Source organism: Telluria sp. LT1R51-2 (assembly GCF_059685775.1).
The window spans coordinates 3,984,899-4,011,714 of sequence record NZ_JCASIM010000001.1; the positions used below are offsets into that span (position 1 = coordinate 3,984,899).

At 64.7% G+C, this 26,816-nt stretch carries 21 protein-coding genes and 1 tRNA gene; 2 read left to right on the top strand and 20 right to left on the bottom strand.

The genetic code is table 11. The features are described from left to right. Window positions 1–5 precede the first annotated feature (5 nt). Window positions 6–1,850: a DNA helicase RecQ gene (gene recQ / locus AC56LH_RS17625; RefSeq protein WP_499648168.1), complete on the top strand. Its 1,845-nt coding sequence runs from the start codon at window positions 6–8 to the stop codon at window positions 1,848–1,850. Between the two features lie 57 nt (window positions 1,851–1,907). Here recQ and trmB read toward each other — a convergent pair whose 3' ends face one another. After that, window positions 1,908–2,588, bottom strand: a complete 681-nt coding sequence (trmB, locus tag AC56LH_RS17630; RefSeq protein WP_499648170.1) for a tRNA (guanosine(46)-N7)-methyltransferase TrmB — start codon at window positions 2,586–2,588, stop codon at window positions 1,908–1,910. A 154-nt stretch (window positions 2,589–2,742) separates the two neighbouring features. On the opposite strand from trmB, the gene AC56LH_RS17635 reads away from it, so the two are divergent. Next, the gene (locus AC56LH_RS17635) at window positions 2,743–3,858 is read left to right on the top strand and encodes a succinylglutamate desuccinylase/aspartoacylase family protein (protein ID WP_499648172.1); all 1,116 of its coding nucleotides are present in this window, start codon (window positions 2,743–2,745) and stop codon (window positions 3,856–3,858) included. On the opposite strand, the gene AC56LH_RS17640 is transcribed toward AC56LH_RS17635, so the two are convergent. From AC56LH_RS17640 to AC56LH_RS17730, 19 genes are all read right to left on the bottom strand, one after another. Then, entirely contained in the window at window positions 3,830–4,513 is a 684-nt protein-coding gene (locus tag AC56LH_RS17640; RefSeq protein ID WP_499648174.1) for a DUF6064 family protein, read from the bottom strand. The genes AC56LH_RS17635 and AC56LH_RS17640 overlap by 29 nt on opposite strands. Then, window positions 4,510–5,439 carry an aldo/keto reductase gene (locus AC56LH_RS17645; RefSeq protein WP_499648176.1) on the bottom strand — a complete coding sequence of 310 codons (930 nt, stop codon included), beginning with the start codon at window positions 5,437–5,439 and terminating at the stop codon, window positions 4,510–4,512. Before AC56LH_RS17645 ends, AC56LH_RS17640 begins: the two co-directional genes overlap by 4 nt. A 377-nt stretch (window positions 5,440–5,816) precedes the next feature. Beyond that, window positions 5,817–5,890: transfer RNA gene (locus AC56LH_RS17650), tRNA-Gly, on the bottom strand. Window positions 5,891–5,983: 93 nt separating this feature from the next. After that, window positions 5,984–7,201 carry a TraB/GumN family protein gene (locus AC56LH_RS17655; protein ID WP_499648177.1) on the bottom strand — a complete coding sequence of 406 codons (1,218 nt, stop codon included), beginning with the start codon at window positions 7,199–7,201 and terminating at the stop codon, window positions 5,984–5,986. Then, the gene (locus AC56LH_RS17660; protein WP_499648179.1) at window positions 7,179–8,723 is read right to left on the bottom strand and encodes a UdgX family uracil-DNA binding protein; all 1,545 of its coding nucleotides are present in this window, start codon (window positions 8,721–8,723) and stop codon (window positions 7,179–7,181) included. The genes AC56LH_RS17655 and AC56LH_RS17660 overlap by 23 nt, the downstream gene beginning before the upstream one ends. Next, complete coding sequence (locus AC56LH_RS17665; RefSeq protein ID WP_332533217.1) at window positions 8,720–9,949, bottom strand: putative DNA modification/repair radical SAM protein; 1,230 nt, start codon at window positions 9,947–9,949, stop codon at window positions 8,720–8,722. The genes AC56LH_RS17660 and AC56LH_RS17665 overlap by 4 nt, the downstream gene beginning before the upstream one ends. A 108-nt stretch (window positions 9,950–10,057) precedes the next feature. Beyond that, a complete protein-coding gene (locus AC56LH_RS17670) occupies window positions 10,058–11,608 on the bottom strand; it encodes an SEL1-like repeat protein (protein ID WP_499648181.1) in 1,551 nt (516 codons plus the stop codon). Between the two features lie 6 nt (window positions 11,609–11,614). Then, a complete protein-coding gene (locus AC56LH_RS17675) occupies window positions 11,615–13,816 on the bottom strand; it encodes a GGDEF/EAL domain-containing response regulator (protein ID WP_499648509.1) in 2,202 nt (733 codons plus the stop codon). A gap of 29 nt (window positions 13,817–13,845) precedes the next feature. Further along, window positions 13,846–16,017, bottom strand: coding sequence for an HDOD domain-containing protein (locus tag AC56LH_RS17680; RefSeq protein WP_499648183.1), 2,172 nt, complete (start codon window positions 16,015–16,017; stop codon window positions 13,846–13,848). A 287-nt stretch (window positions 16,018–16,304) separates the two neighbouring features. Further along, window positions 16,305–17,588, bottom strand: a complete 1,284-nt coding sequence (locus AC56LH_RS17685) for a multidrug effflux MFS transporter (RefSeq protein ID WP_499648185.1) — start codon at window positions 17,586–17,588, stop codon at window positions 16,305–16,307. A 13-nt stretch (window positions 17,589–17,601) separates the two neighbouring features. Continuing rightward, window positions 17,602–18,804: a THUMP domain-containing class I SAM-dependent RNA methyltransferase gene (locus AC56LH_RS17690; protein ID WP_499648187.1), complete on the bottom strand. Its 1,203-nt coding sequence runs from the start codon at window positions 18,802–18,804 to the stop codon at window positions 17,602–17,604. A gap of 99 nt (window positions 18,805–18,903) precedes the next feature. After that, window positions 18,904–19,317, bottom strand: coding sequence for a CopD family protein (locus AC56LH_RS17695; RefSeq protein WP_258835892.1), 414 nt, complete (start codon window positions 19,315–19,317; stop codon window positions 18,904–18,906). A 25-nt stretch (window positions 19,318–19,342) separates the two neighbouring features. After that, window positions 19,343–20,608, bottom strand: a complete 1,266-nt coding sequence (locus AC56LH_RS17700; RefSeq protein WP_499648189.1) for a glutamate-5-semialdehyde dehydrogenase — start codon at window positions 20,606–20,608, stop codon at window positions 19,343–19,345. 82 nt (window positions 20,609–20,690) lie between these two features. Next, complete coding sequence (holA, locus tag AC56LH_RS17705; protein ID WP_499648191.1) at window positions 20,691–21,704, bottom strand: DNA polymerase III subunit delta; 1,014 nt, start codon at window positions 21,702–21,704, stop codon at window positions 20,691–20,693. Between the two features lie 3 nt (window positions 21,705–21,707). Further along, entirely contained in the window at window positions 21,708–22,271 is a 564-nt protein-coding gene (locus AC56LH_RS17710) for an LPS-assembly lipoprotein LptE (RefSeq protein ID WP_499648511.1), read from the bottom strand. 2 nt (window positions 22,272–22,273) lie between these two features. Further along, a complete protein-coding gene (gene leuS / locus AC56LH_RS17715; protein WP_499648193.1) occupies window positions 22,274–24,916 on the bottom strand; it encodes a leucine--tRNA ligase in 2,643 nt (880 codons plus the stop codon). A 129-nt stretch (window positions 24,917–25,045) separates the two neighbouring features. After that, on the bottom strand, window positions 25,046–25,372 hold the full coding sequence (locus tag AC56LH_RS17720) for a barstar family protein (protein ID WP_499648195.1): 327 nt from the start codon (window positions 25,370–25,372) through the stop codon (window positions 25,046–25,048). Window position 25,373: 1 nt separating this feature from the next. Then, a complete protein-coding gene (gene dapB, locus AC56LH_RS17725; RefSeq protein ID WP_499648197.1) occupies window positions 25,374–26,183 on the bottom strand; it encodes a 4-hydroxy-tetrahydrodipicolinate reductase in 810 nt (269 codons plus the stop codon). Window positions 26,184–26,191: 8 nt separating this feature from the next. Next, a complete protein-coding gene (locus AC56LH_RS17730; protein ID WP_499648199.1) occupies window positions 26,192–26,803 on the bottom strand; it encodes an outer membrane protein assembly factor BamE in 612 nt (203 codons plus the stop codon). Window positions 26,804–26,816: the final 13 nt, after the last annotated feature.

Here is a 26,816-nt window from a genome sequence, read left to right on the forward strand (position 1 = left end):
ATCGTATGAATTCAGACACCGGCGCCGACACTGGCGCCGACCTCAGCGCGCGTGCGCTTCACGTGCTTGAGACCGTCTTTGGCTACCCCGCCTTCCGCGGCCAGCAGGGCGAAATCGTCGAGCACGTGGCCAGTGGCGGCGATGCGCTGGTGCTGATGCCCACCGGCGGCGGCAAGTCGCTGTGCTACCAGATTCCCGCGCTGCTGCGCGACGGCGTCGGCGTGGTCATCTCGCCGCTGATCGCGCTGATGCAAGACCAGGTCGACGCGCTCGAAGAAGTCGGCGTGCGCGCCGCGTTCCTCAATTCGACCCAGACGTTCGAAGAAGCCATGCGCATCGAGCGCCTCGTGCGCACCGGCGAAATCGACCTGGTCTACGTGGCGCCCGAGCGCCTGATGACGCAGCGCTGCCTCGAGCTGTTCGATGCATCGAAGATCTCGCTGTTCGCGATCGACGAAGCGCACTGCGTCTCGCAATGGGGTCACGACTTCCGCCCCGAGTACATCCGCCTGTCGATCCTGCACGAGCGCTTCCCGAACGTGCCGCGCATCGCGCTCACAGCGACGGCCGACCAGCAAACGCGTGCCGAGATCGCGCTGCGCCTGCAACTGGGCGAAGCGCGCCAGTTCGTCTCGTCGTTCGACCGCCCCAACATCCGCTACTCGATCGTCGAGAAAGCCAACGGTCGCAAGCAGCTGCTCGACTTCATCGCCGGCGAGCATTCGGGCGACTCGGGCATCGTCTACTGCCTGTCGCGCAAGAAGGTCGAAGAAACCGCCGACTTCCTCAACGAAAACGGCATCCGCGCCATGGCCTACCACGCCGGCATGGAATACGCGGTGCGCGCCAAGAACCAGGCGCGCTTCCTGCGCGAAGAAAACATCGTCATGGTCGCCACCATCGCCTTCGGCATGGGCATCGACAAACCCGATGTGCGCTTCGTGTGCCACCTCGATCTGCCCAAGAGCATTGAGGGCTATTACCAGGAAACCGGCCGCGCCGGCCGTGACGGCGGCCCCGCCAGTGCCTGGATGGCCTACGGCCTGCAGGACGTGGTACTGCAGCGCCGGATGATCGACGAATCCGAGGCCGACGAAACCTTCAAGCGCGTGCTGTCGATGAAGCTCGACGCCATGCTGGGCCTGTGCGAAACCCTGTCGTGCCGGCGCATGCGCCTGCTCGACTATTTCGGCGAACGCTCCGGCCCGTGCGGCAATTGCGACACCTGCCTGATCCCGCCGGTGAGCTTTGATGGCTCGGTGCCGGTGCAAAAGCTGCTGTCCACCATTTACCGGGTCGACCAGCGCTTTGCCGGCGGCCACGTGATCGACGTGCTGCGCGGCGCGACCACCGAGCGCATCACCCAGTGGCACCACGACAAGCTCACCGTGTATGGCGTCGGCGCCGACCGCAGCGAACAGGAATGGCGCGCCATCCTGCGCCAGGCGATCGCGCTGGGCCTCGTCACGGTCGATCACGACGCCTTCAGCTCACTCAAGCTGACCGACGCCGCGCGGCCGGTGCTCAAGGGCGAGCAAACGGTGCAGCTGCGCCAGTACCAGAAACCGGTCAAGGCCAAGCGCCCTTCCACGTCGCGCTCGACGTTCGAGGAAGTGGAACTGTCGCGCTCCGAGCAAGGCATCTTCGAGCGCCTGCGCTCGTGGCGCATGGGCACCGCGCGCGAGCATGGCGTGCCGGCGTATGTCGTGTTCCAGGATGCGACGCTGCGCGAGATCGCCAAGGTCAAGCCGACCTCGATCGACCAGCTGCGCGGCGTGACCGGCGTGGGCGAGAAAAAGCTCGTGTCGTATGGCGACGCGATCGTCGCAATCATCAACGAGATGCTGTAACGCTGTTCGCGAAACAGGCGCGCCTTATTTGCGCCTTATTTCCGCCTTATTTACGCGTTATTTACGCGTGAAGACCAGATCCCACACACCGTGACCGAGCTTGATGCCGCGGTTCTCGAACTTGGTCAGCGGACGGTAGGCCGGTTGCGGCGCGTAGCCGCCGGCAGTATTGGTCAATTCGGGCTCGGCGCTCAAGACTTCCAGCATCTGCACCGCGTAGTCTTCCCAGTCGGTGGCCAAGTGCAGGTAGCCGCCCGGTGCCAGCTTCTGGCACAGCAGCTTGACGAATGCCGGCTGGATCAGGCGCCGCTTGTTATGGCGCGCCTTGTGCCACGGGTCGGGGAAGAACACGTGCACGCCGTCGAGCGAGCCGTCGACGATCATGTGATTCAGCACCTCGAACACGTCATGCTGGATCAGGCGCAGGTTGGCGATATCCTGCTCGCCGATCTGCTTGAGCAGGCTGCCGACGCCTGGCGTGTGTACTTCGACGCCGATGAAATCCTTCTCGGGCATCAGCTTGGCGATATGGGCCGTGGTGTCGCCCATGCCGAAGCCGATTTCCAGAATTACTGGCGCGGTGCGACCGAAGGCCTGTGCCACGTCGAGCGGTTCTTTCTTGTACCCGATCAGGAACTTCGGGCCCAGTTCATCGAAGGCCCGCGCCTGCGCGGTCGACAGCCGGCCCGCGCGCGTGACAAAACTGCGGATGCGGTGTTCGGTGGGATCGTACAGCATGGACCGCGCCGGGCCATTGTTGGGCTTATCAAGAGACATGGGATGTGGGGACGAAGAAAGTGAAGAGGAAAATGCGGCTGTCATTATAGCCGACGCGCCGCGCCGCCCGGATCGGCCATAATCGCGTCTTCATCCAGCTTGCCGGAGTTTGTCCATGCATTCCACGAAACACCCGATCGCCATCGACGAGCATATCGCCGCCGTCAACCTGACCTCGTTCCATTACGGCGCGCCGGGCAGCGGCAAGAAGGTCTATATCCAGGCCTCGCTGCACGCGGACGAGGTGCCGGCCATGCTGGTCGCGCACGTTCTGCGCCAGGAACTCGAGCGCCTCGACGCCGAAGGCCGCATCAAGGGCGAGGTGATCCTGGTGCCGGTGGCCAATCCGATCGGGCTGGCGCAGGTGATCCACGGCGCGCCGTTCGGGCGCTACGACCTGGCGACCGGCACCAACTTCAATCGCGCCTACCGCCACGTGGCGCAGGATGTGATGGCGGCAGTCGATGGCCAGCTCGGGCAGGACGCCACCGCCAACGTCGCGCTGATCCGCGAGCATGCACGGCGCTCGGTGGCAAACTGGGAGCCTGGCAACCCTACCGCTACGCTCAAGAAAACGCTGCTCACGATGGCGATCGACGCCGACATCATGCTCGACCTGCACTGCGACACCGAGGCGGTGCTGCACATGTACGCCGGCACGCCGCTGGTCGAAGCAGTGCTACCGCTGGCCGCGCTGATGGAAGCGCGCGTGCTGCTGGTGGCGACGGAATCGGGCGGCGAACCGTTCGACGAAGCGTGCGGGCGCCTGTGGTGGGACCTCGCGCGCCGCTATCCCGATGCCGCAATTCCGCCGGCCTGTGTGGCCGTCACCGTCGAACTGCGGGGCGAGAACGACGTCAATTACGATTACGCGCGCAAGGATGCCGATGCGCTGCTGCGCTACCTGGCGCACCAGGGCGTGCTGGATATTCCGGTTGGCGACATGCCCGCCTACGCCTGCGCGCCGACACCGCTCGACGCGGTCGAACCATTGACTGCGCCGCATGCCGGCGTGCTGGTGCTGCGCAAGACTCTGGGGGACCGGGTCGAAGCGGGCGAGCCGATCGCGGACATCGTCAATCCAGTCAGTGGGCAGGTCACGCCCGTAGCGGCGAGCCGGCCGGGGTTGCTGTTTGCCTGCACCGCGCACCGGCATCTGCTGCGCGGGATGCACGTCTGTAAAGTGGCCGGGACGGACTCGTTCAGGATCGGGGATTTGCTGTCGAGTTGAGGCCACGCGGTTTTTTACTGCTCACCACTCGGGCAAGTACGGCTGTCAATGCGAGCGCTGGCAACAGCCATGCGTGGCCGATCTTCAGCTCCGTCAGCGTCGCACCGCTGACCAGGCACCAGCTTACCGGGATCAGCCAAAAGATCGCGGGCGCTCGCCATGCGAGCAGCACGCCAAGGGTGGCAACGACCGTGGGATCAGGGACGATGCCGAAGACTTCTGCCTGACGCCATTGGCCACCATCGCGAGCCAGCGCCAGCAAGAAATAGGCGAGGATGGCAAGGCCAGACAGGCCGAGTGCTAGAGGTTGAGGTGCTGGCGCTGCGTTACCTGGCCTGTATGCGAGCCAGCACAATAGCAGCGCCTGCACTGCGAACGCCGCAGCAAAGTATGGCGCCGCCGTGTTGATCTCGGCATAGCGCTCCAGCTGATACGCCCATGCGACCCAACCCCAGGCGGCTGCCAACACCAGCGCTGCTGATCGTTGCAGGTGCTGGCGTGGCCGCACGATGGCGACAATCACGACTAAGCCCGCCACCAGCGCCAGCAGATGTACAGGCCAGATGGCGGTGTTGTAGCTCTCGATAAGCCGGTAGTAGCTGCGGCTTGAGAACATCAAAAAATCGGACAGCGAATACGTCCACCACTCGCTCATGCCAGCCTTTCGACATCCTGCACGATACGCTTGCGCAGCGCCTCGTCCGGCATGCGGCCGGTGCCGGCCAGCAGATTCTCGCGCACGTGCGAGACGCTGGACGTGGCCGGAATCGCGCACGTGACAGCGGGATGCGTCACGATGAACTTGAGCAGCGCCTGCGCCCACGTCGTGCAGCTGATATCGGCCGCCCAGCCAGGCAACGGCTTGCCGGCCAGCGCCTGCGTCAGGTCGCCCTGGCGGAATGGCCGGTTGACGATCACGCCGATCTTGCGCTCGCGCGCCAGCGGCAAGATGCGCTGCTCGACGTCGCGATCGAGTGCGTTGTACGAGATCTGCACGAAGTCGATCGGCTGCGACGCCATGATTTTCTCGATCTCGGCGTGCCGCCGGCCTTCGGACGTGGTAATGCCGACGTAGCGCAGCCGCCCTTCCCGCTTCATCGTCAGCAGGATTGGCAAATGCTCTTCCCACGACAGCAGGTTATGCACCTGCAGCAGATCGAAGCGCGGCACGCGCCACAGCTTGCGCGACGCCTCGACCTGCGCCACACCACGCGCGCCGCCGCTGACCCAGACCTTGTCGGCCGAGAACAGCCGGGCAGGTTTGAGAGTTTGCACCGCGTCGCCGATCACATCCTGCGCCGAGCTGTACATGGGCGACGAATCGACCAGCCTGCCGCCACCAGCGAAGAACTGGCGCATTACGTCGGTAGATTCACGGCGACCTTGTGGGTCGCGCCCGACGTTGAAGGTGATCCAGCTGCCAAGGCCGATGACGGGGAGTTGTTCGCCGCTTGAAGGAATGGGGCGCGTGAGCAAGGGCGCGGGTAGCGCAGCGGCGAGCAACGGTGACAGGGCCAGGCCGCCCGAGGCGGCAATCATGGACGCCAGCAGATGACGGCGTGATGGGGAGGTCGGTGGCATGCAGAGCGCTCCTTGCTTGGACGGGTGAAACGCAAGGCTACATGGGCGCGACTGAACGTGGCGCAGCGCTACACGGTGAGATGCTGGGTCAGGCATCGTCTACACTACATCAACGCCGTAATCCGAGAAGCACGTGCCGGACCCAGTTTGAACGTAGAAAAAACGTCCAAGAAGTCAATGCGATGCCAAATCTAAGACCTGGAACGATCGTTCCAACACCGGAAGAAGATGCAGAAATTACAGCCGCAGCAATGGATGACCCTGATGCGCGTCCATTGTCCGATGATGAGTGGGAGCTGGTGAAGCCGATACGCAGCGGCGACGTGCCTGGCGATTCGGGGCAGTCTTGAACCCAGGCGTTCGCGTTAGGTCATGATTGGAGCGGGTGAAGGGAATCGAACCCTCGTCGTAAGCTTGGGAAGCTTCTGCTCTACCATTGAGCTACACCCGCGTTGCCAGCATTCTACGCGCGTTTGCGAAGGTTTGACAAATTCTCAACCGCAGTGTGCGCATGCTGCTCGCCAGCCATGCGCGCAGCATCACATCATTCAGGCGCCTCGACCTCATACCCCTTCGCCACCAGCGCCGCGATCACGCCTTTCGGGTCGAAAATATCGTCCATCGACAACAGCGCAAACGTCGAAGCATTGGTATCCAGCGCCTTCTCGGCTGACGCAATCCACTTCGCATTCGCACGCTCCTTCACGTTCTTCCATTCAGGCTCCGTATCGAGCGCGGCGCTGTTCATCAGCGCGCCGAAACACGCTTCCTCGCGTTCGGCGTAGTTCAGCTTGCGCATCTCATCCACGTCGCCCTTGGCCCAGGCATTGGCGCGCGCTGTTGCGCCGTCGAGATCCTGCTTCAGTGTGGCCATCGTTGTCCTCAGACAGGCGGCGTCAGCCAGATTCGACTTCTTGAAGTTCTTGATCAACGCGCGCGCATTGTCCGTCGGTAGTTCAACGTCCGTCGACGTCTGTTTCAGCTCACTCTTCTTGATCAGGGCGAGCAGCTGCTTGCGCACGGCGTAGCCGTTGACCAGGCCCGCCTCCTTGCGCGCCGCTTCCGTCAACGCCTGCGCGGCAAAGATTGGCCGCTCGCGTTCGACGTCGCTGTTCTCGGGCAGGTAGGTTGCCTTGAGCGTGCTCCACTGCGCGTAGTCTTCCTGCGGCAGAACATCACGCAGCTGCGCGCCATCCGGATTCTTGCGCATGCCGATCAGGCTTGGCAGCAGCGTGACCATTTTGAAAAAGCCCGGCTTGGCTGTGGCGCCTGGTGGTGACAGGTACTCCTGGGAATGCTTGATGACGTTTTCCACCTGCTGCGAACGCCATGTCATGTTCTTCGGCAGCGGCGCATAGGTGCCAAACACCCACAGCACATGATCGCCCTTCTTTACCTTCCACATGCCCGGGCCAGGGCGCTGGGCGACGACGTGAATCTGTTCCGGCGCAGGTTCGACCGCGTCCGTGGTGACAACAGCGGCAGGCGGGGCACCGGCCCCGTCAAGCGACTGTGCCCATCCAGGAGCAGCCAGTAACGACAAGCACAGTGCGGGAACGACGAGTGGGCGCATGAAGATATCCTGTTGTGAAAGTAGCCAGCGTGCGCCGATTATGAGGCGGCCATCGCGGCAATCACAAGGACTTTCGAATGCATACGCAAGGCGCAGTATGCGGATAAGGATGGCCTGGGAGGGGTGCCCGCCCGCCTCCGCACGCGTCACGATATCGCGACGTGGATCAGTTCTCGCCAGACTGCTCAAGCAGCGACTGCGCTACACGCAGGCCCTCGACCATCACGGCAAACGCTTCGTGCTTGGTCGCCTCGTCCGGCACGCGCAGCACGTACGACGGGTGATAGATCGTCACCACCCACGCGTCGCCATGGCGCACCGGTTGGCCGAGACTGTCCCTGAGCGTCACGTTCCCCTTCTGCAGCACCGATTTCAGTGCAGTAGCGCCCATCGCCACGATCACCTTCGGCTTGCGGGTAGCGATTTCTTTTTCGAGCCAGTAGTGGCAGGCCTCGATCTCTTTCTGCGCCGGCGTCTTGTGCAGGCGCCGCTTGCCGCGCGGCTCCCACTTGAAATGCTTGACGGCGTTGGTGATATAAACGCCCTTGCGGTCCACCTCCGCCTGCGCAAACACGCGATCGAGCAGCTGGCCGGCCGGGCCGATGAACGGCTGGCCGGACAGGTCCTCCTGGTCGCCCGGCTGCTCGCCGACGAGCATGATCTGCGCGTGGTCCGGTCCGATCCCGCCGACCGCTTGCGTCGCGTGCTGCCACAGTTCGCAGCGCCGGCATTCGTCGAGCTTTGACGGCTGTTCGCGGTCGGGCTGCGCTTTCTCGGCCGCGATCGGGATCGTCGTACCGCGGCGCTGGCCTACCTCGGCGACCTGGCCGATGCGGCGCGCGCCCAGGCCGGCCTGGCTGACCATCGACGGCACCAGCGCGCCCTCGGGCAGGTTCTTCCAGAAGCGCGACGGTACATGGCTTTGCATGACCTTCGTGTTCAGGCGCGCAGGGTTGAAGATGCTGCGGTAGTAGGTCAGCCACAGCGCCTCCCCGTCGTCTTCCAGGTCGGCCGGGCCGGACATCAATGGCCCGGCGTCGTGCAGCGTGGCGCCGTCCCACAGCACGCTGGCCTCGGGCGTGGCAATCATCCAGGTCATCTTGCCCATGCGGGCGACGAAATGTTCGGCCACTTGCGGCAGCACGTCGTGCGCGGGTTCGAACCAGGCGACGAACTGCGGCGGCCCGGCCTCGATCGGCCGTTCGCGAAAGCGGATATACGCAAACATGTCATGTACCTCGCGCCGCACCGCCTTGACCATCGACGTCAGCCGCGCGCCATCGGGGTCGGCGGGCGACTGCACGTCGTGCTCGCCCTGCTGCCAGCGCCAGACCACGCGGTACAGGAAGGCCCAGCGGTCGTGGTCGCGGTAGCAGGCGGCTGTCTGCAGCATCTCCATCAGGGAGCGCGGGACTTGCGGCCTGGGCGTGGCTTGTGCCACCCGTTCGGCAGGCGGGGCGGCGAGAAGGTCGCCAGTCGGCTGCACCGTCTCCAGAGCCGATGCCGGCGCTGCCGGCGCGCTCGAGAACAAATCGGCGCCAGGCTCGCCCCAGGTCACTGCTTCGGGCGGCACGCCAGCGCGCAGCAGGGCGCGGGCCGTGGCACGCCACTCGACGAACGAGGCCACCAGCAGCGGCTGGCCTGCGCGGACCGCGGCGACGGCCTCGCTGGCGACGACGGCTGCGGTGGCCGCGGTGGCCGCGGGGGTCATGCTGCCTGCAGCTCCGGCCATAGGTTCATCTGCTGCGGCGCGTCGGCCATGTGCTTGCGCAGCAGGTCGGAGCTGGTCGCGCCCTGCGCCGGCTTGTAGTCGGCGGTGACGACGAACGGCGCCAGCTTTTTCAGGCTGCAGCGCAGCCGCGATAAATCTTCCCAGCGGATGCGGCGAATACGGCGCAGGTCGGCAATGCGCTTGGCGTTGCGCAGGCCAATGCCGGGGATGCGCGCAATCAGCGTCGCATCGACGCGGTTCAGGTCCATTGGAAACTGGTCACGGTTCGACAGCGCCCAGGCCAGTTTGGGATCGATGTCCAGCGCCAGGTTGCCCGTCTGCGGCATGATCTCGCCGGCCGTGAAGCCGTAACTGCGCAGCAGGAAATCGGCCTGGTACAGGCGGTGCTCGCGCAGCAGCGGCGGGGGCGCGAGCGGCACGCTCTTGGGGCTTTGCGGGATGGGACTGAACGCGGAGTAGTACACGCGCTTGAGTTTATAGCTGCCGTACAGCGTCTCGGCCGTGTTGAGGATCGTGTGGTCGTCGCTGGCATCGGCCCCGACGATCATCTGCGTGCTCTGGCCGGCCGGCGCGAATGCGGGCGACCTTGGCTCTTCGGCTTTCTCATCGAGCTTGCGCCGGATGGAACCCATCGCCAGCTTGATCGTGTGGACGCTCTTTTCGGGCGCGAGCTTCGTCACGCTGTCGTGCGTGGGCAGCTCGATATTGACCGACAGGCGATCGGCCCAGCGCCCCGCTTCGGTAATCAGGAGCGGATCGGCATCGGGAATCGTCTTGAGGTGGATGTAGCCGCGGAAGTTGTGCACCTCGCGCAGGGTGCGCGCCACGGCCACCAGCTGCTCCATCGTGTAGTCGGCCGACTGGATGATGCCGGAACTGAGAAACAGGCCGTCGATGTAGTTGCGCAGGTAAAAATCCTGCGTCAGCTTGACCACTTCGTCGACCGCAAAGCGCGCGCGCGGCACGTTCGACGTACGGCGGTTGATGCAGTACTGGCAGTCGTAGATGCAGAAGTTGGTGAGCAGGATCTTGAGCAGCGAGACGCATCGCCCATCGGGCGTGTAGCTGTGGCAGATGCCCATGCCGGTGGTAGCGCCCAGGCCGTCCTTGCCCTCGGAGCCGCGCTTGGGCGCACCGCTGCTGGCGCAGGATGCGTCGTACTTGGCCGCGTCGGCCAGGATTTCGAGCTTGTCGTTGAGTTCCATCGGACGCCCGTGGCTGTATGGGCATACAGTATAGCGTGGCGTGTCATGACAGAGGGTGCGGCAGCGCACCCGTGCGGGGGTGGCGCCGGGTCAAAGACGGGACGCTAGTTAAGCGTGCAACAAGCTTTCGGCCTGCGATAACTGCTGCGCATCCATGCGGCGCGCGGTGCGGGCCAGGTAGTCGCGTGCCGGCCCGATGCCGGCGCCGCCCGCCCGATGCAGCCACGCATAGGCTTCGACCAGATCGCGCGGCGCGCCCTGTCCCGCCGCATACATCACGCCCAGGTTGAACTGGGCCCGTGCGTGGCCCTGGCGCGCCGCGCACAGGTACCAGAAATGGGCTGCTTCGTAATCCTTGTCCGCCCCCTTGGCGCAGTCGTAGCGCAGCCCCAGCTCGAATTGCGCCAGCGCGTGCTTCTGGTCGGCCGCCTTGTGCAGCCAGTCGGTGGCTTCGGCCGGGTCGCCCAGATCGAGCCGGTCGAGCAGCGTGGCTACCATGTACTGCGCCGCCGCGTACCCCTGGGCTGCGGCGCGCCGGTACCACGCGAGTGCCTGCACGCTGTCCTGCACTGCGCCGATGCCGTTTTCGTGGCGCAGGCCCAGGTCGAACTGCGCGCGCAGGTGGCCCTGCTCGGCCGCCTTGCGGTACCAGGCGGTGGCCTCCACCGCATCGCGCTCGACGCCGTTGCCCGTGTCGAGGAGCTGCCCGAGGTGGTACTGCGCCACCGGCAAGCCCTGTTCGGCCGCGCGGCGGTACCAGACGGCCGCCTGCGCCGCATCCTGCACCACGCCCTGCCCGTGCTCATGGCGCATGCCCAGACTGTCCTGCGCGCCCGCATGGCCCTGCTGCGCGGCGCGCCGGTACCAGATAGCGGCCAGCGCATCGTCCTGCGGCACGCCGTGGCCGGTGTCGTACATCAGCGCCAAATTGAACTGCGAGCTGGCATGGCCCTGGATGCCCGCACGGCCGTACCATAGCATCGCCTGTTCGCCGTCCGCCTCCACGTCCTGGCCCTTGTCGTAGCGCAGGCCCAGATTGAACTGGGCCGGCGCATAGCCCTGCAGCGCGGCCTTGCGCAGCCAGTCCAGGGCCTGCGCCGGATCGCGCGCCACGCCGTGGCCGCTGTCATAGCGCAGGCCCAGGCTGTACTGCGAACGGGCGTAGCCCTGGATGGCCGCGCGCCGGTACCATTCAAGGGCCGCGTCGTGGTCCTGCGCCACGCCCTTGCCGGTGTCGTACATCATCCCGAGATTGTGCTGGGCGCCTGCCTCGCCCTGCTCGGCGGCCTGGCGGAACCAGTACAGCGCGCGGCCCACGTTCTGCGCCACGCCCTGGCCCTTGGCGTACAGCCACCCCAGGTTGTACTGGGCCAGCGCGTAACCCTGGCTGGCCGCGCGTTCGTACCAGTGGGCGGCCAGCATGAAGTCCTGCGTCACACCCTGGCCCTTCTGCAGCATCACGCCGAGGTTGTACTGGGCCTGCGCCAGGTTGGCCGTGGCCGCGAGCCGGTACCAGCTCACCGCCAGTTCATCGCTTTGCGCCACGCCCTGGCCGTTCACGTACATGAACCCCAGGCTGTGCTGGGCCTCGGCCACGCCGCGCTCGGCCAGGCCTTTCACGCGCAGGAATTCGGCGCTGTACAACGGCGTGTCGGGCATGACCAATCAGGCCAGCACGGCGCGCAGATTCGATCCGGGGCGGGTGCGCAGCGCCACCATGAAGTCGCCCAGCGAAATCGGGCGGTAGAACAGGTAGCCCTGCATTGTCATGCAGCCGTTGGCGCGCAGGTAGCGCGCCTGTTCCTCGGTCTCGACGCCTTCGGCGATCAGGTTCAGGCCCAGGCCGCGGGCGATCGAAATGATCGCCAGAATCACCGGATAGTGGCCGTCTTCCTCGTGGATCTCTTTCACGAACGACTGGTCGATCTTGATCGTGTGGATCGGGAAGCGGTGCAGGTACGACAGCGACGAGTAGCCGGTGCCGAAGTCGTCGATCGCGATCGACACGCCCAGCTCGCACAGCTTGTTGAGCTGCTCGATCGCATACTGCGGGTTGCGGATGCAGATGTTCTCGGTGATCTCGACTTCGATCTGCTGCGGCGAGATCGCATAGCGCGCCAGGGCGCCGCGCATCTTCTCGAAGAAGTCGCCGCGATCGAGGTATTGCGGCGACAGGTTCAGCGAGAGCCGGATATCGTTGCCGCCAACGGCGTTCCAGCGCAGCATGTCGCGGCACAGCGCGCCGATCATCCAGTCCGAGATCGGCAGCATCAGACCGTTTTCTTCGGCAAACGGCAGGAATTCGCCGGCCGACAGGCGCCCGCGGGTCGGGTGGTTCCAGCGCATCAGCGCCTCGGCGCCCGTGATGTTGCCGGTCATGGCGTCGATCTGCGGCTGGTAGAACATCTCCAGCTCGTCGTGCTCGAGCGCGCGGCGCAGCGCCTGCTCCAGCGCGATCTTCTGGTGCGACACTTCGAGCATCGAGTCGTGATAGAAGCTGTGGCCATTTTTGCCAAGCGCCTTCACCTGGTACATCGCGATGTCGGCGTGGCGCAGCAGTTCGTCGATCGATTCGCCGTCTTTCGGATAGATCGCGATGCCGATCGAGGCCGAGATGTGCACTTCGTGGCCATCGAGGTCGAACGGCAGCTGCAGGCAGGTGAGGAATTTGTCGGCGACCATGCGCGCGTCGTCGTGGCTGACCAGCTCGGGCAGCACGATGGTGAATTCGTCGCCGCCCTGGCGCGCCAGCGTGTCGCCCTTGCGCAGGCATTCCTTCAGGCGGCTGGCCGCCTGCTGCAGCAGTTCGTCGCCCTTGACGTGGCCAAGCGTGTCGTTCACGAGCTTGAAGCGATCGAGGTCGATGAACATCACCGCGAGTTCGGTCTGCTTGCGCTTGGCCTGGATCACGGCCAGCCCCAGGCGGTCCTTGAACAGGATGCGGTTCGGCAGGTCGGTCAGGATGTCATGGTAGGCCTGGTAGGCGATGACTTCTTCGGCGCGTTTGCGATCGGTGATATCGCGCGCCACGCCGTAGGTGCCGAAGAACTCGAGCTTTTTGACTTCCTGGTCCGGCACGTGCATGCCGATCGCGTTCAGCGAGATCGTCATCAACGTCGTGTTGAAGGTGCGGTCGCTGCTGCTGTTGCCATTGCCGCCCCGGCACTTCAGGCGCAGTTCGACGTTGCGCGACGCGCGTTCGTCGATGCGGCGCTCATTGAACACGTAGCGCGCGCGTTCCAGGTCTTCTTCGTGCACGACGATCGAGTAATGCTTGCCGATCAGCTCTTCGCGCGTGTAACCGAGCAGCTGGTAAGCGCGGTCGTTGACGAACGTGAAGCGGCCTTCGTGGTTGAGTGTGTAGATGATGTCCGGCGACGAGTCGACCAGGTAGCGGTACATCTTCTCGGAGTTCTCGAGCTGGTTCGCGATGCGCGCGTTTTCCAGCGCCAGGCGCCGGCGCCCCAGTGCATTGCTGACGGTCGAGAGCAGCTCTTCGCGGCTGTACGGCTTGCGCAGGTAGCTGTAGGCGCCGCGTTTGAGCGCGCCGATCGCGGCGTCGATGCCCACTTCGCCGCTCATCACGATCACGTCGGCATCGATGCCCCTGTCGTTGATGAAGTCCATGATCTCGTGGCCGCCGATATCGGGCAGGCGCAGGTCGAGCAGGACCAGGTCGAAGCGCTGGCGCGACAGCTCTGCCAGCGCCTCGGTACCGCATGTTGCGGTCGTGAGGCGGTAGCCGCGCCCCTGCAGCAATTCGTACAACGACGACAGCAGGCGGGGTTCATCGTCGACCAGCAGCAGGCGTGGCTGGCTGTCGGCTTCGAGCGTCGGAGAAAACGGTGAGGGTTCACCAGGGAGCATGGTGGCTGGGTGCGCGTGCATGGTGAGGTTCAGGCGGAACCGAGCGCGCGCGCCGGCAGCGCAAGCGCATTGCCGACGCCGGTGTACGCCGGCAGGAGTATTTCAAACGACGTACCGGAACTGGCACTGCGGCAGGCGATATGGCCGCCCATCTTCTTGACCAGGCCATGGACGATCGACAGGCCCAGACCGCGCTTGCCGCCATCGAGCGCGCCTTCCTTGCTGCTCTTGACGGGCATGAACAGGTTGGCCAGCACCTCGCGCGACAAGCCGGGACCATTGTCGTTCACGCCCAGCTCGAGGTACAGATGGCGCTCGCGGTTGACGTGGCCGCGGTTGACGACTTCGATCCGGCCACCGTCCTTCTGCTGCGGCCCGAAGGCTTCGACCGCATTCTTGACCAGATTGACCAGGATCTGCTTGAGTACATCGGGGTCACCCTCGATCGCGCTGTCGCCGTCCATGTGCGCCACGATCTGCACGCCGCCCGGCACGAAGCCGCTGGTGCGGAACAGGCGCAGTACATCGTCGACGACGCGGGCGGCATCGACCGGCCGCGGACCGGTCTCCGGCACCTGCGGTTCAGCCAGGGAGCCGATCAACTGGCCCACGCGGTCGATCTCTTCGTTCAGGATCGACAACTCGCCGCCCACCGGCTCCTGGCGCGCCAGTTTGCCGTCCAGGATGCTCAGGTAATTCTTGATGATCGCCAGCGGATTGTTCACTTCGTGCACCACGCGGCGCGAGGCGTCGCGGAATTCTTCGGCCATGTTGGCCAGCTGGCGGCGCGCATGGCCGCGTTCGAGCAGCAGGTTCTCGAGGGCGCTGGCGGCCTGCGCGCCGAAGGCCTGCATGAACCGCTCGCGGCGCTGGCAATGCGGCAGCTGCCAGGCCGGCACGCCGCCCACCAGCACGCCCAGGCAGCGCGCACCAGCCACCAGCGGCACCACCACCAGGCTGTCAGTGCCCAGGATGCGCAGTAGCTGTTCTTCGGCCAGGCCAAGCTGCTGGCGTTCACCGCCCACGAACGCGGGCCGGCGCTCCAGCGCGCTGCGCGCCACGGGGCCGCCCTTGGCCAGCGACACCGAGAAATCGGCAATGCGCGCGACGCCCGGCGCCGGGGCGCCCGACAACAGGTGGCCGGTGGGGTTTTCGAGCAGCACGACGGCGCTCTCGAAATCAAACAGGATGCGGGCCGTGCGCGTCATCGCGTCGAGCAGGCCCGACTCACCCTGCTGGCGCGCCAGGGTCTGGCCGACCTCGGACACCAGCACCATATTGCGCACTTCTTCGTTCAAGCGCTTTTGCACCGGATCGACCGCTGGCGGCGGCGCATAGGCGGACGGGCGCGGCAGGTCGTCGGCGCCCGCCAGGTCGATCCCCAGGTGCGCGGCAGCCTGCTCGACCTGGCGCGCGGCGCCCTCGATCAGTTGCGCCGCGCGCGCGATGTCGATCCCGCACAGTGCGCAGGCATCGGGCACCATCGCCTCGTCGTCTGCATGGCAGGTCAGCACATGCGCCAGGCGCACGATGCGGATCAGGAGATGGCTGCCTTCCAGGCGATCGCCCGGCTCGTGGTGGTACAGCACCGCGTCGGCCAGGAAGGAATCGAGCTGCCAGCGTTCGATCAGCCAGGCACCGGCTTCGGCGTGGGTGATCTGGAGCGTGCGCTGCTCGACCGCGCACAGATCTTCGTCATCGATCGCGGTGAAGTTGAATGCGTATTCCTTGGGCGCGGCGGCCAGCAGCGCCAGGCGGCCGACGTTGTGCAGCAGGCCAGCCAGATAGGCTTCTTCGGGATGGACGTAGTCGAGCATGCGCGCCGCATCGCGCGCGATCACGGCCGCCGTCAGGGAGTTTTTCCAGAACGCGCGCAGGTCGATGCTGCCGGCATGCGGGAAGCTGTTAAAGGTCTGGAACACCGAGTCGCTGATCACCAGCGTCTTGATCATGTCGGTGCCCAGCGCCACCAGCGACTGTTCGAGGTTGGCGCTGCGCGTGCTGCGGTGGTAGGCCGAGCTGTTGGCAACGGCCAGCAGTTTGGCCGTCATGCCGGCATCTTTTGCGATCAGCGCGGCGAGTTCCGGCATGCCGAGATCGTCGGCCTGCAGGTGCTCGATCAGCTTGACCAGGATCTGCGGCATGGCCGGCAGCCGGGCGATCAGCAAGCGATTGCGAATATCCTGATCGGATAGGAGCATGTTATCAAGCACGGCCGCCACTTGTCGAAGGGTTCTGGTAGGTGGCGATCGCGCCCGAACAGGCATGCCACGTCGCCCTGCACTTCAGTGCATGGAACAGGCGAGAGGTTTGCCCACTGCTCCAGGTGATAAAAACGTATCGTAACATATATACATTTCTGATCAGGAACAATAGTTACGGGAATACTCGTTGCAATGGGCGTCCTCCGGGGGTAAACACAGCTGCCCTCGAAAACTTGTTGCAACGATACGACTATTTCTGCGATTCATGCTCACCAGATGCCTGTTCAGGGCGTGGATTCGCCCCGGGCGCGCAGCTTGCGGCGATGGCGTCGCGCGGTATCCCAGCACAAGAGCGACAGCAGCACGAAGAATGCCTGGCCGAGGGCCAGCGCCAGCACCGAATGCGACAGCGCGGGCGCCACGGCGCCAGCCACGATCGCGCCCAGCAGCGTCAGGATGAACGACTGGCACGACGCCACCGTGCCGCGGATGCGCGGGAACAGGTCGAGCGCCAGCAGCGTCGCGCCGGGCGCGATCAGCGAGCTGCCAAAGGTGAAGAAGAACATCGGCGCCACGGACCACGGCAGGGCTGGCGGGAAGAACGCGTGGTAGATCACGTTGAAGGTCACGGCGCCCAGCATGAAGAAAAAACCCATGCGGATCTGGCGCGCGAAATCCATCTTGCCAGCCAGCCGGTTGGCAACGAGCGAACCGAAGAAAATGCCGCTCACGGTCGGCACGAACAGCCACGCGAACTGGGACGGGCCCAGGCCCAGGCTTTCGGGCAGCATGACGGGCGCTGCGGCGATGTACAGGAACAGGCCGGCGAAGTTCAGCGCCGTCACGCCGGCCATCGTCAGAAACAGGAACGAGCTGAAGATCGCGCCATAGCTCTGGGCCAGGAAGCGCGGATTGAAGGGCTGGCGCTCGGCCGGTGGCACCGTCTCGGGCAGGTGCTTCCAGCAGAACCAGAACAGCAGCACCGTGTAGACGGACAGCGCCAGGAAGATCGCACGCCAGTCGAGCAGCGTGACGATCCAGCCGCCCACCACCGGCGCGATGGCCGGGGCGATCGAGAAGATCATCGTGACCATCGACAGCAGGCGCGCCGCCGCGGTATCCGAATACAGATCGCGGATGATCGCGCGCCCCACCACCACGCCAGCCCCGGCCGAGACGCCCTGCAGCACGCGAAACACCCACAGGTATTCCACCGAGGACGCCGAGGCGCAGCCGAAGCTGCCGATCGCGAAGACCACCAGCGCCACCAGGATCACGTTGCGCCGCCCGAACGCATCGGACAGCGCGCCATGCCACAGCACCATGACGGCAAAGGCCAGCATGTAGGCGGTGAGGGTTTGCTGGACCTGCAGCGGCGTGGCGGCAAGCTGGGCCTGGATCTGCGGGAACGCCGGCAGATAGGCGTCGATCGAGAATGGCCCCAGCATCGACAGCGCTGCCAGCAGCGTTGCCAGCCCGCCTGCCGAGAGCATCGCGATCTTGTGGGGTGGCGGCGCCGGCACGGGTGTGACGGGGTCCTTGGGCAGATCGGATGGTTCTGGCAGCATCGGGCGGTCCGGGTCAGTCCTGCTTTGGTTTGGCTTCCTCGCGGCGGTTGAAGCCCGCCACCATATCGAAGCGGAACAGGCGGCATTCGAGCGCGCCATTGAAGAACGGGGTCTTGCGCGACTCTTTCAGGCGCAGCATTTTCGGCAGGCCAAGGTCGGCCGTGAACAGGAAGGCGGTCCAGCCGGCAAAGCGCTGCTTGAGCGTCGTCGAAAACGCGGCGTAGAAGCCGGCCGCCATGTCGTCCTGCGGCACCGTGCTGTCCCCGCGCACGCCGATCCGCTCGCCGTACGGCGGATTGGTCAAGAGGATGCCCGGCGCGGTCGTTGGCGCCGACACGTGCTGCGCTTCGATCTGCTTGAGCGGCACGTCGAACAGGATGCCGGCGATTTTCAGGTTATGGCGCGTCATTTCGACCATGTCGCCCGAGATGTCCGAGCCAAAGATGGTCGGCTCCTGCGGCAGCACGTTCGGCTTGACCGCTGCCTTCATCGCGGCCCAGGCCTGGCGGTCGTGGTCGGCGAATTTTTCGAAGGCGAAGCTGCGGCGCGCGCCGGATGGAATCCCTTGCAGCATCTGGGCCGCTTCGACCAGGATCGTGCCCGAACCGCACATCGGGTCGAACAGCGGCACGCCCGGCTTCCAGCCCGACACGCGCAAGAGACCCGCAGCGAGGTTTTCGCGCAGCGGCGCGTCGCCCGTCTCTTCACGCCAGCCGCGCTTGAACAGCGCTTCGCCCGAGGTGTCGAGGTAGACGATGAAGTTGCGGGCGTCCAGAAAACCGACGATGCGCATGTCCGGCTCGCGCGTGTTGACCGACGGGCGCTTGTCATACTGGTCGCGGAAGCGGTCGCAGATGGCGTCCTTGATCTTGAGCGTCGTGAATTCGAGGCTGCGCAGCGGCGACTTGACGGCCGTGACGTCGACGCGGATCGTGTGATCGGGGCCGAACCAGTCTTCCCAGGTCTGCTCGAGCACCAGGTCGTAGATGTCGTTTTCGGTGGTGTAGCTGCGCTGCGCCATGCGCATCAGCACACGCGAGGCGATACGCGAGTGCAGGTTGAGCAGCCAGGCATCCTGCATCGTGCCCGAGCAGTGCACGCCGCCGGGCACCTGGTTGTGCACTTTCAGCGTGGTGCTTTGTGCGGCGATTTCGCCGATTTCTTCGGCCAGTGCCGCTTCCATGCCGCGTGGGCATGGGCAAAAATAGGAAGCCATGAGGGGTACCCTTTGTCCGTTGATGAAACGATGAAACGATGAAAAATTAAACGCGCCACTGGCCCGGGCCGATGACGCAGCAGTACAAAAAATGCAGGTTTAGAACGGCTTGACCGTCACCAGGATGACAATTGCCAGCATCAGCACGACCGGCACTTCATTGAACCAGCGATACCACTTGTGGCTGCGCGTATTGACGCCGCGTTCGAATTTCTTGAGGATGCCGCCGCACATATGATGGTAGCCGATCGTCAGGAACACCAGCAGCAGCTTGGCATGCAGCCAGCCGCCCTGAATGCCGTAACCCAGCCACAGCCACCCGCCCAGCAGCACCGCCGGCACCGACAGGATCATCGAGAAGCGGTACAGCCGGCGCGCCATGCCCAAGAGGCGGTCACGCGCCGCAGGGTTGGTTTCTTCGGCCAGGTTGACGAACAGGCGCGGCAGGTAGAACAGGCCGGCGAACCAGGACGCAATGAAGACGATGTGCAGTGCTTTGATCCAGAGGTACATGCTTTCCTTGTGGTGAATGTTGAATTCAGTTGCGGACTTCGCCGTGGCCAAACACGACATACTTGAGCGACGTAAGGCCTTCCAGCCCCACCGGCCCGCGTGCGTGCAGCTTGTCGTTCGAGATGCCGATCTCGGCGCCCAGGCCGTATTCGAAACCATCGGCAAAGCGCGTCGACGCATTGATCATCACCGACGCCGAGTCGACTTCGCGCAGGAAACGCATCGCGCCGCTGTGGTCTTCGGTGACGATCGATTCGGTGTGCTTCGACGAATACGCATCGATGTGGTCCATCGCCTCGTCGATGCCGGCCACCACCTTGATCGCCAGGATCGGGGCCAGGTATTCGGTCGACCAGTCTTCTTGTGTTGCCGCGACCAGATGCGGATAACCGGCCAGGATCGCGAACGCTTCCGGATCGGCGCGCAGCTCAACGGACTTGGTCGCATACAGCTCGGCCAGGCGCGGCAGCACGGTTGGTGCGATGCCGCGCGCGACCAGCAGCGTTTCCATCGTGTTGCAAGTGCCGTAGCGGTGGCACTTGGCGTTGAACGCAATGGCCAGGGCCTTGTCGATATCTGCCTTGTCGTCGATGTAGACGTGGCAGATGCCATCGAGGTGCTTGATCATCGGGACCGTGGCTTCGGCCATCAGACGCGCAATCAGCCCCTTGCCGCCGCGCGGGACGATCACGTCCACGTACTGCGGCATCGTGATCAGCGCCCCGACGGCGGCGCGGTCGACCGTATCGACCACCTGCACCGCCGCCTGTGGCAGGCCGGCGCCAGCCAGGCCTTCGGCCACCAGCCTGGCCAGCGCGCGGTTGCAGTGGATGGCTTCCGAGCCGCCGCGCAGGATCGCCGCATTGCCGCTCTTGATGCACAGGCCTGCCGCATCGACCGTCACGTTCGGGCGCGCCTCGTAGATAATGCCGATCACGCCCAGCGGCACGCGCATCTGGCCGACCTGGATGCCGCTCGGACGCACCTTCATGTTCGAGATTTCGCCGACCGGGTCGGGCAAGGTGGCGATCTGGCGCAGGCCCGCGACCATCGTCGCAATCGCCGCATCCGATAACGCCAGGCGATCCATCAGTGCCGGGGCCAGGCCTGCCGCCCCGGCGGCGGCCAGGTCTTGGGCGTTGGCAGCGCGCAGCGCATCGGCATCGCGTTCGATGGCGTCGGCAATCAGGTGCAGGGCGCGGTTGCGGGTAGCCGTGTCGGCGCGTGCCATGGCGCGCGCGGCGACACGGGCCTGCTGGCCCAGCTGGTGCATGTGTGCGGTAATGTCCATCGAGTTTCCCATTGCATTAACATGGCGCGCGCAAGGCGGCGATGGCCATCGGCGTCGAACAACGCCTTTACTGCGAAAGGCCTTACCGCGCCACCCGCAACGCCAGCTGCAACATCGCATCCCACGCGTCGCCCGCGAATTGTTTGGCGCGCAGGCCCTTGACCATGCGGTCGACCTGCGCCGCTTCTTGCAGCGCCGCTTCGAGCGTCGCGAGCGACACGCGGCGCAGCGCTGGCTCCATCATCCGCTCGCGCGGGCCCCAGATCCGGTATTCCTTGAGCAGGGCATTCAACGGCCTGCCCTGCCCCATCCCGCTCTTCAATTTTAGCAGCGTGCGGATTTCTTCGGCCACTGCCCACAAGACCAGCGGGAGCGCCTCGCCTTCGCCCTTCAGGCCTTCGAGCATGCGGACCAGGCGCGCGGTGTCGCCCGTGAGCATTGCCTCGGACAGCTTGAACACGTCGTAGCGCGCCACGTTCAGCACCGCGTCGTGCACCTGCTCGAACGTCAGCTTGCCCGGCTCATGCAGCAGGCCGAGCTTTTGAATCTCCTGGTGCGCCGCCAGCAGATTGCCTTCGACGCGGTCGGCGATGAAGTCCAGGCTCTGGCGCTCGGCGCTCTGGCCCTGGCTTGCTAACCGGTTGCCGATCCAGGCCGGCAGTTGTGCGCGCTCGATGTTCGGGATGTCGATGTACACGGCGGCCTGCTGCAGCGCCGTCACCCATGAGGCCTTGGCCGTCTGCCAGTCGAGCTTGGGCAGCGTGATCAGCGTCAGGTTGTCGGGGCTGAGGTCTTTTGCATACGCCTGCAGCGCGGCGCTGCCATCCTTGCCCGGTTTGCCGGTCGGGATGCGCAGCTCAATCAGCTTCTTGTCGCCGAACAGCGACAAGGCCTGATTGGCCGCCAGCAGTTCGCCCCACTTGAAAGTGCGCTCCACGCTGAGCACGTCGCGCTCGGTATAGCCCTGCGCGCGCGCCGCCTTGCGGATGCGGTCGGCCGCTTCCAGCGCCAGCAGATGCTCGTCGCTGGCGATCACGTACAGCTGCGCCAGGTTCTTGGCCAGGTGGCCATCGAGCGCTTCGAGCCGCAGTTGCATCGCTTACGGCGTCGGCAAGGCGGCTGCCGGCGTCGCTGGCGCTGCCACGGGCCCCAGCGGCTTGATTGCCACCAGGCGGCGCAGGACCTGCTGCACCAGGTCGGACTGCATGTCGCGGTACAGCAGTGCTTCTTCGGATTCCTTGGCCAGTACCTGCGATTCGTCGAACGCGATATTGCGGCGCAAGGTGATCTCGGTGGGCGCCAGCAGCTGGCGGTTGTTGGCGTCGCGCACCTGGAACACCAGCGTGTAGCTCAGCGAATATTCACGCACGCGGCCCAGACTGTTGAGCGACAGGATCGCCTTGCCGCGCGACTCGCTGATCACATCGAACAACGCCTCGGCCTTGGACGCATCGGCCTCGATGCGCACGTTGTCGCCCGCACGCAGGTTGCGCTTGAGCTCCGTGCCCAGCGGCGAGGCTTCGGTGAACGACAGCCAGATGCTCTGGAACGGCAGGGTGTACTGGCCATCGCTGCCGCGCAGCTTGAAGCCGCAGCCGGCAAGGACGGCGACCATCAGGACTGCGCCGAGGACGCGCACGAGGTAGTTATTCGAAGTGTTCATCATCAGACCACGATATTGACAAGTTTGCCCGGCACGACGATGACCTTCTTCGGCGTGCCTTCGATGAATTTCTGCACCGCTTCGCTGGCCAGCGCAGCCGCTTCGATGGTCGCCTTGTCGGCATCCTTTGCGACCTTGACCGAACCACGCAGCTTGCCGTTCACCTGGATCATCATGTCGATCTCGGACTGTTCGAGCGCCTGTGGATCGACTTCCGGCCATGGAGCGTTGAGCAGGTCACCGTGCACGCCCGCAAAGCCAAGTTCCTGCCACAGTGCGTGCGTGATGTGCGGCGCGACCGGGTTCAGCAAGCGCAGGAAGATCGAGAAGCCTTCGGCGATGATCGCGTTCGACGCCGCGCTGTCATCGAGCTTGCCCGATTCGAGCGTGTTGAGCATCTTCATGCAGGCCGAGACCACCGTGTTGTACTGGATGCGCTTCAGGTCGTAGTCGGCCTGCTGCAGGATCTTGTGCACTTCGCGGCGCAGGGTTTTCTGCGCATCGGTGTGCGTGCCCTGCACTTCACCGCCCAGTGCCGCGGCGATGCGTTCGCGCTGCGCGTAGCCGAAGGCCCACACGCGGCGCAGGAAGCGGCTGGCGCCTTCGACGCCGCTGTTCGACCACTCGAGCGTCTGTTCCGGTGGCGAGGCAAACATCGTGAAGAGGCGCGCGGTATCGGCGCCGTACTGCTCGATCTGCGCTTGCGGATCGATGCCGTTGTTTTTGGACTTCGACATCTTTTCGGTGCCGCCGATTTCCACCGGCTGGCCGTCGGCCTTCAGCACGGCGCTCTGCGGGCGGCCCTTGTCATCGAAGGTCAGCTCGACATCGGCCGGATTGAACCAGGTCTTCTTGGTCGATGCGTCTTCGCGGTAGTAGGTTTCGTTGAGCACCATGCCCTGCGTGAGCAGGTTCACGAATGGCTCGTCGAATTTGACCAGGCCGAAGTCGCGCATCACCTTGGTCCAGAAGCGCGCGTACAGCAGGTGCATGACGGCGTGTTCGATGCCGCCGATGTACTGGTCCATCGGCATCCAGTAATCGTTGCGCTCGTCGACCATCGCGTCATTCGAACCCGGCGACGTATAACGCATGTAGTACCACGACGAATCGATGAACGTGTCCATCGTGTCGGTCTCGCGGCGCGCAGGTTTACCGCAGGTCGGGCAGTCGCACTTGAGGAACGCTTCGTCCTTGTTCAAAGGGTTGCCGGTGCCGTCCGGGACCAGGTGCTCGGGCAGCACGACCGGCAGGTCAGCCTCGGGTACCGGCACGATGCCGCACTCGGCGCAGTGGATCATCGGGATCGGCGTGCCCCAGTAGCGCTGGCGCGAGATGCCCCAGTCGCGCAGGCGGAACGTGACCTTCTTGGCGCCCAGGTCCTGGCTCGCCAGTTCACCCGAGACCGCGTTGACGGCCGACGTGTAATCGAGACCATCGTACTTGCCCGAGTTGATCGTGCGGCCGTTGTCCTTGTCGCCGTACCATTCTTGCCAGGCGTCGAGCGAGAATTCCTGGCCTTCGACGGCCACGACCTGCTTGATCGGCAGATTGTATTTTTTGGCGAAGCCGAAATCGCGTTCATCATGCGCCGGCACGCCCATCACGGCGCCATCGCCATAGGTGATCAGGACATAGTTGCCGACCCAGACCGGGATCTGTTCTTGCGTGACCGGATGGGTGACGAACAGGCCGGTCGGCATGCCCTTCTTTTCCATCGTCGCCATGTCGGCTTCGATGACGGAACCGAGCTTGCATTCGGCGATGAATTGCTGCAGCGCCGGGTTGTTCTTTGCCGCGTGCTGGGCCAGCGCGTGCTCCGGCGCCACGGCGCAGAAGGTCACGCCCATGATCGTGTCGGCGCGCGTGGTGAACACGTACAACTTGCCGTCGTCGATCGGCGCGCCGGCGTCGCCCACGATCGTGTGCGGGAATGCGAAGCGCACGCCGGTCGACTTGCCGATCCAGTTGGCCTGCATCGTGCGCACGCGCTCGGGCCAGCCCGGCAGCTTGTTGTCGACATGGTCGAGCAGTTCGTCGGCGTACTCGGTGATGCGCACGTAATACATCGGGATTTCGCGCTTTTCAATCAGCGCGCCCGAACGCCAGCCGCGGCCGTCGACGACCTGCTCGTTGGCCAGCACGGTCTGGTCGACCGGGTCCCAGTTCACGGTACCGGTCTTCTGGTAGATGATGCCCTTCTCGAGCATCTTGAGGAACATCCACTGGTTCCACTTGTAGTAGTCCGGCTTGCAGGCGGTCATCTCGCGCGACCAGTCGATTGCCAGGCCCATCGACTCCATCTGGCCACGCATGTGGGCGATGTTCGAGTAGGTCCATTCGGCGGGCGGCACGTTGTTGGCCATGGCCGCGTTTTCCGCCGGCATGCCGAATGCATCCCAGCCCATCGGCATCAACACGTTGTAGCCGTTCATCCGCAGGTAGCGGTACATCACGTCATTGATCGTATAGTTGCGCACGTGGCCCATGTGCAGCTTGCCCGATGGGTAAGGCAGCATCGAGCAGGCGTAATACTTGCCTTTAGGGAAACGCGGATCGTGTTCGACGGCTTTATAGGCGTCGATCGATTTCCAGTAGGCATGGGCGGCCTGTTCGACTTCGGCTGGACTATATTTTTCTTGCATGATTTCTGCAGACGTAATGTGGGAGATGGAACCGGTCATTATAACCTGTTGATTTTGCACTACGGCGTGGCGTGGTGCAGGAAGGATGGTGCGGTGAGACAGCGCTCGCTGAACGCTGCCCCGGGTAATTCAGCGCAGCACGAGTTTCAGTGCCGGCGTTTCGCCATAATCTTCATACCGCTCGTTGATGCCACCGATACAGAAGGCCAGCTCCTCGAACAGGTCCGGCACGGCGGCCTTCATGGCGGCAGCATCGACGATCACGACCTCGAGCACTTCGTCGGGCGCCAGCTGGAAGCGGGTCATGTTTTCGTCGTCGCGCAGGTAGCTCAGGCAATCCACCCAGGCGTCGATACTGTTCGCGTACGACGCCGGGAAACCGAACGCGGCCCGGCTTTGCGCATGAAACGACGCCTCGTCGACGATCGCAGCGCCGTTCAGTTGTGCAACGGCCATATCAAGCTTTCAGGCCCAGCACGTCCTGCATGTCGTACAGGCCGTGCGATTTGTCTGCCAGGAAGCGCGCGGCGCGCAGGGCGCCGTGGGCGTAGGTCACGCGGCTGCTGGATTTGTGGCTGATCTCGATGCGCTCGCCCGTGCCCAGGAACATGACGGTGTGGTCGCCCACGACGTCGCCACCGCGCACGGTGGCAAAGCCGATCGTCGACGGATCACGTTCGCCGGTGACGCCTTCGCGGCCGTACACGGCGCATTCCTTGAGGTCGCGGCCGATGGCGTCGGCAATGACTTCGCCCATCTTGAGCGCGGTGCCCGACGGTGCATCGACCTTGTGGCGGTGGTGCGCTTCGACGATTTCGATGTCGTAGCCTTCGGCGAAACTCTTGGCGGCCATTTCGAGCAGCTTGAGCGTGACGTTCACGCCCACGCTCATGTTCGGCGCGACCACCAGCCCGATTTTCTCGGCGGCGGCGGCGATCTCGGCCTTGCCGGCGTCATCGAAACCGGTGGTGCCGATCACCATCTGCTTGCCATTGGCGGCGCAGTACGCGAGGTGCGCCAGCGTGCCTTCCGGGCGGGTGAAATCGATCAGCACGTCGGCGTTATGCAGGCCGTGCCTGATACTGTCTTCGATCATCACGCCGGTGAGGAAACCGCCGAACGCGCCGGCATCCTGGCCGATGAACGGCGAACCGGGCATGTCGAGCGCGCCGGCCAGGCGGGCATCGGGTGCGTACTGGATGGCTTCGATCAGCATGCGGCCCATGCGGCCGCTGGCGCCGGCTACGGCGATATTCAACATCGTCATGGCAATCCTTACTGCTGGGTTGCCGGGGCGGTCACCGTGATCGGTGCGACGGGACGGCTTTCCGGCTTTTCTTTCTTGCTCGGCACCTTGGCGGGACCGGCGATACGGTCGATGTAATCGCGCTCGCTCGGCAGGTTGCCGCCTTCGAAACGCTCGACCACGTCATCCTTGAAGAACACGGTGACGCGGCTGGTGGTCAGTTCGCCATTGCCCCGGGCCAGGTAGAACGGGTAATCCCAGCGGCTGGCATGGAAGGCATCGACCAGCAGGGGCGAACCGAGCAGAAAACGTACCTGGTCACGCGTCTGGCCGACCTTCAACTGGTTCAACATCTCTTGCGAGACGAAGTTGCCCTGCTGGATGTCCGGGCGGTAAGGCGAAAAGATCCACAGGAACTTTTGCAGGCGCGAAGCCTGCACGGTCTGCGCGCCGGCATTGGCGATGGCGGCCGATTTGTCGGCGTCGGCCGCGGTGGCTGCCGTGTCCGTTGCCACCGGTGGCGCCGGACGGGTCTGGTTGCGCCAGGATGCGCAGCCGGACAACGTCAGCGTGCAGACGAGACCTGCCGCCAGCACCGCCTTGGCGGAAAATCGATGGGATACGGCTTGTTTGACGCGCATAGGTAACCTCAAA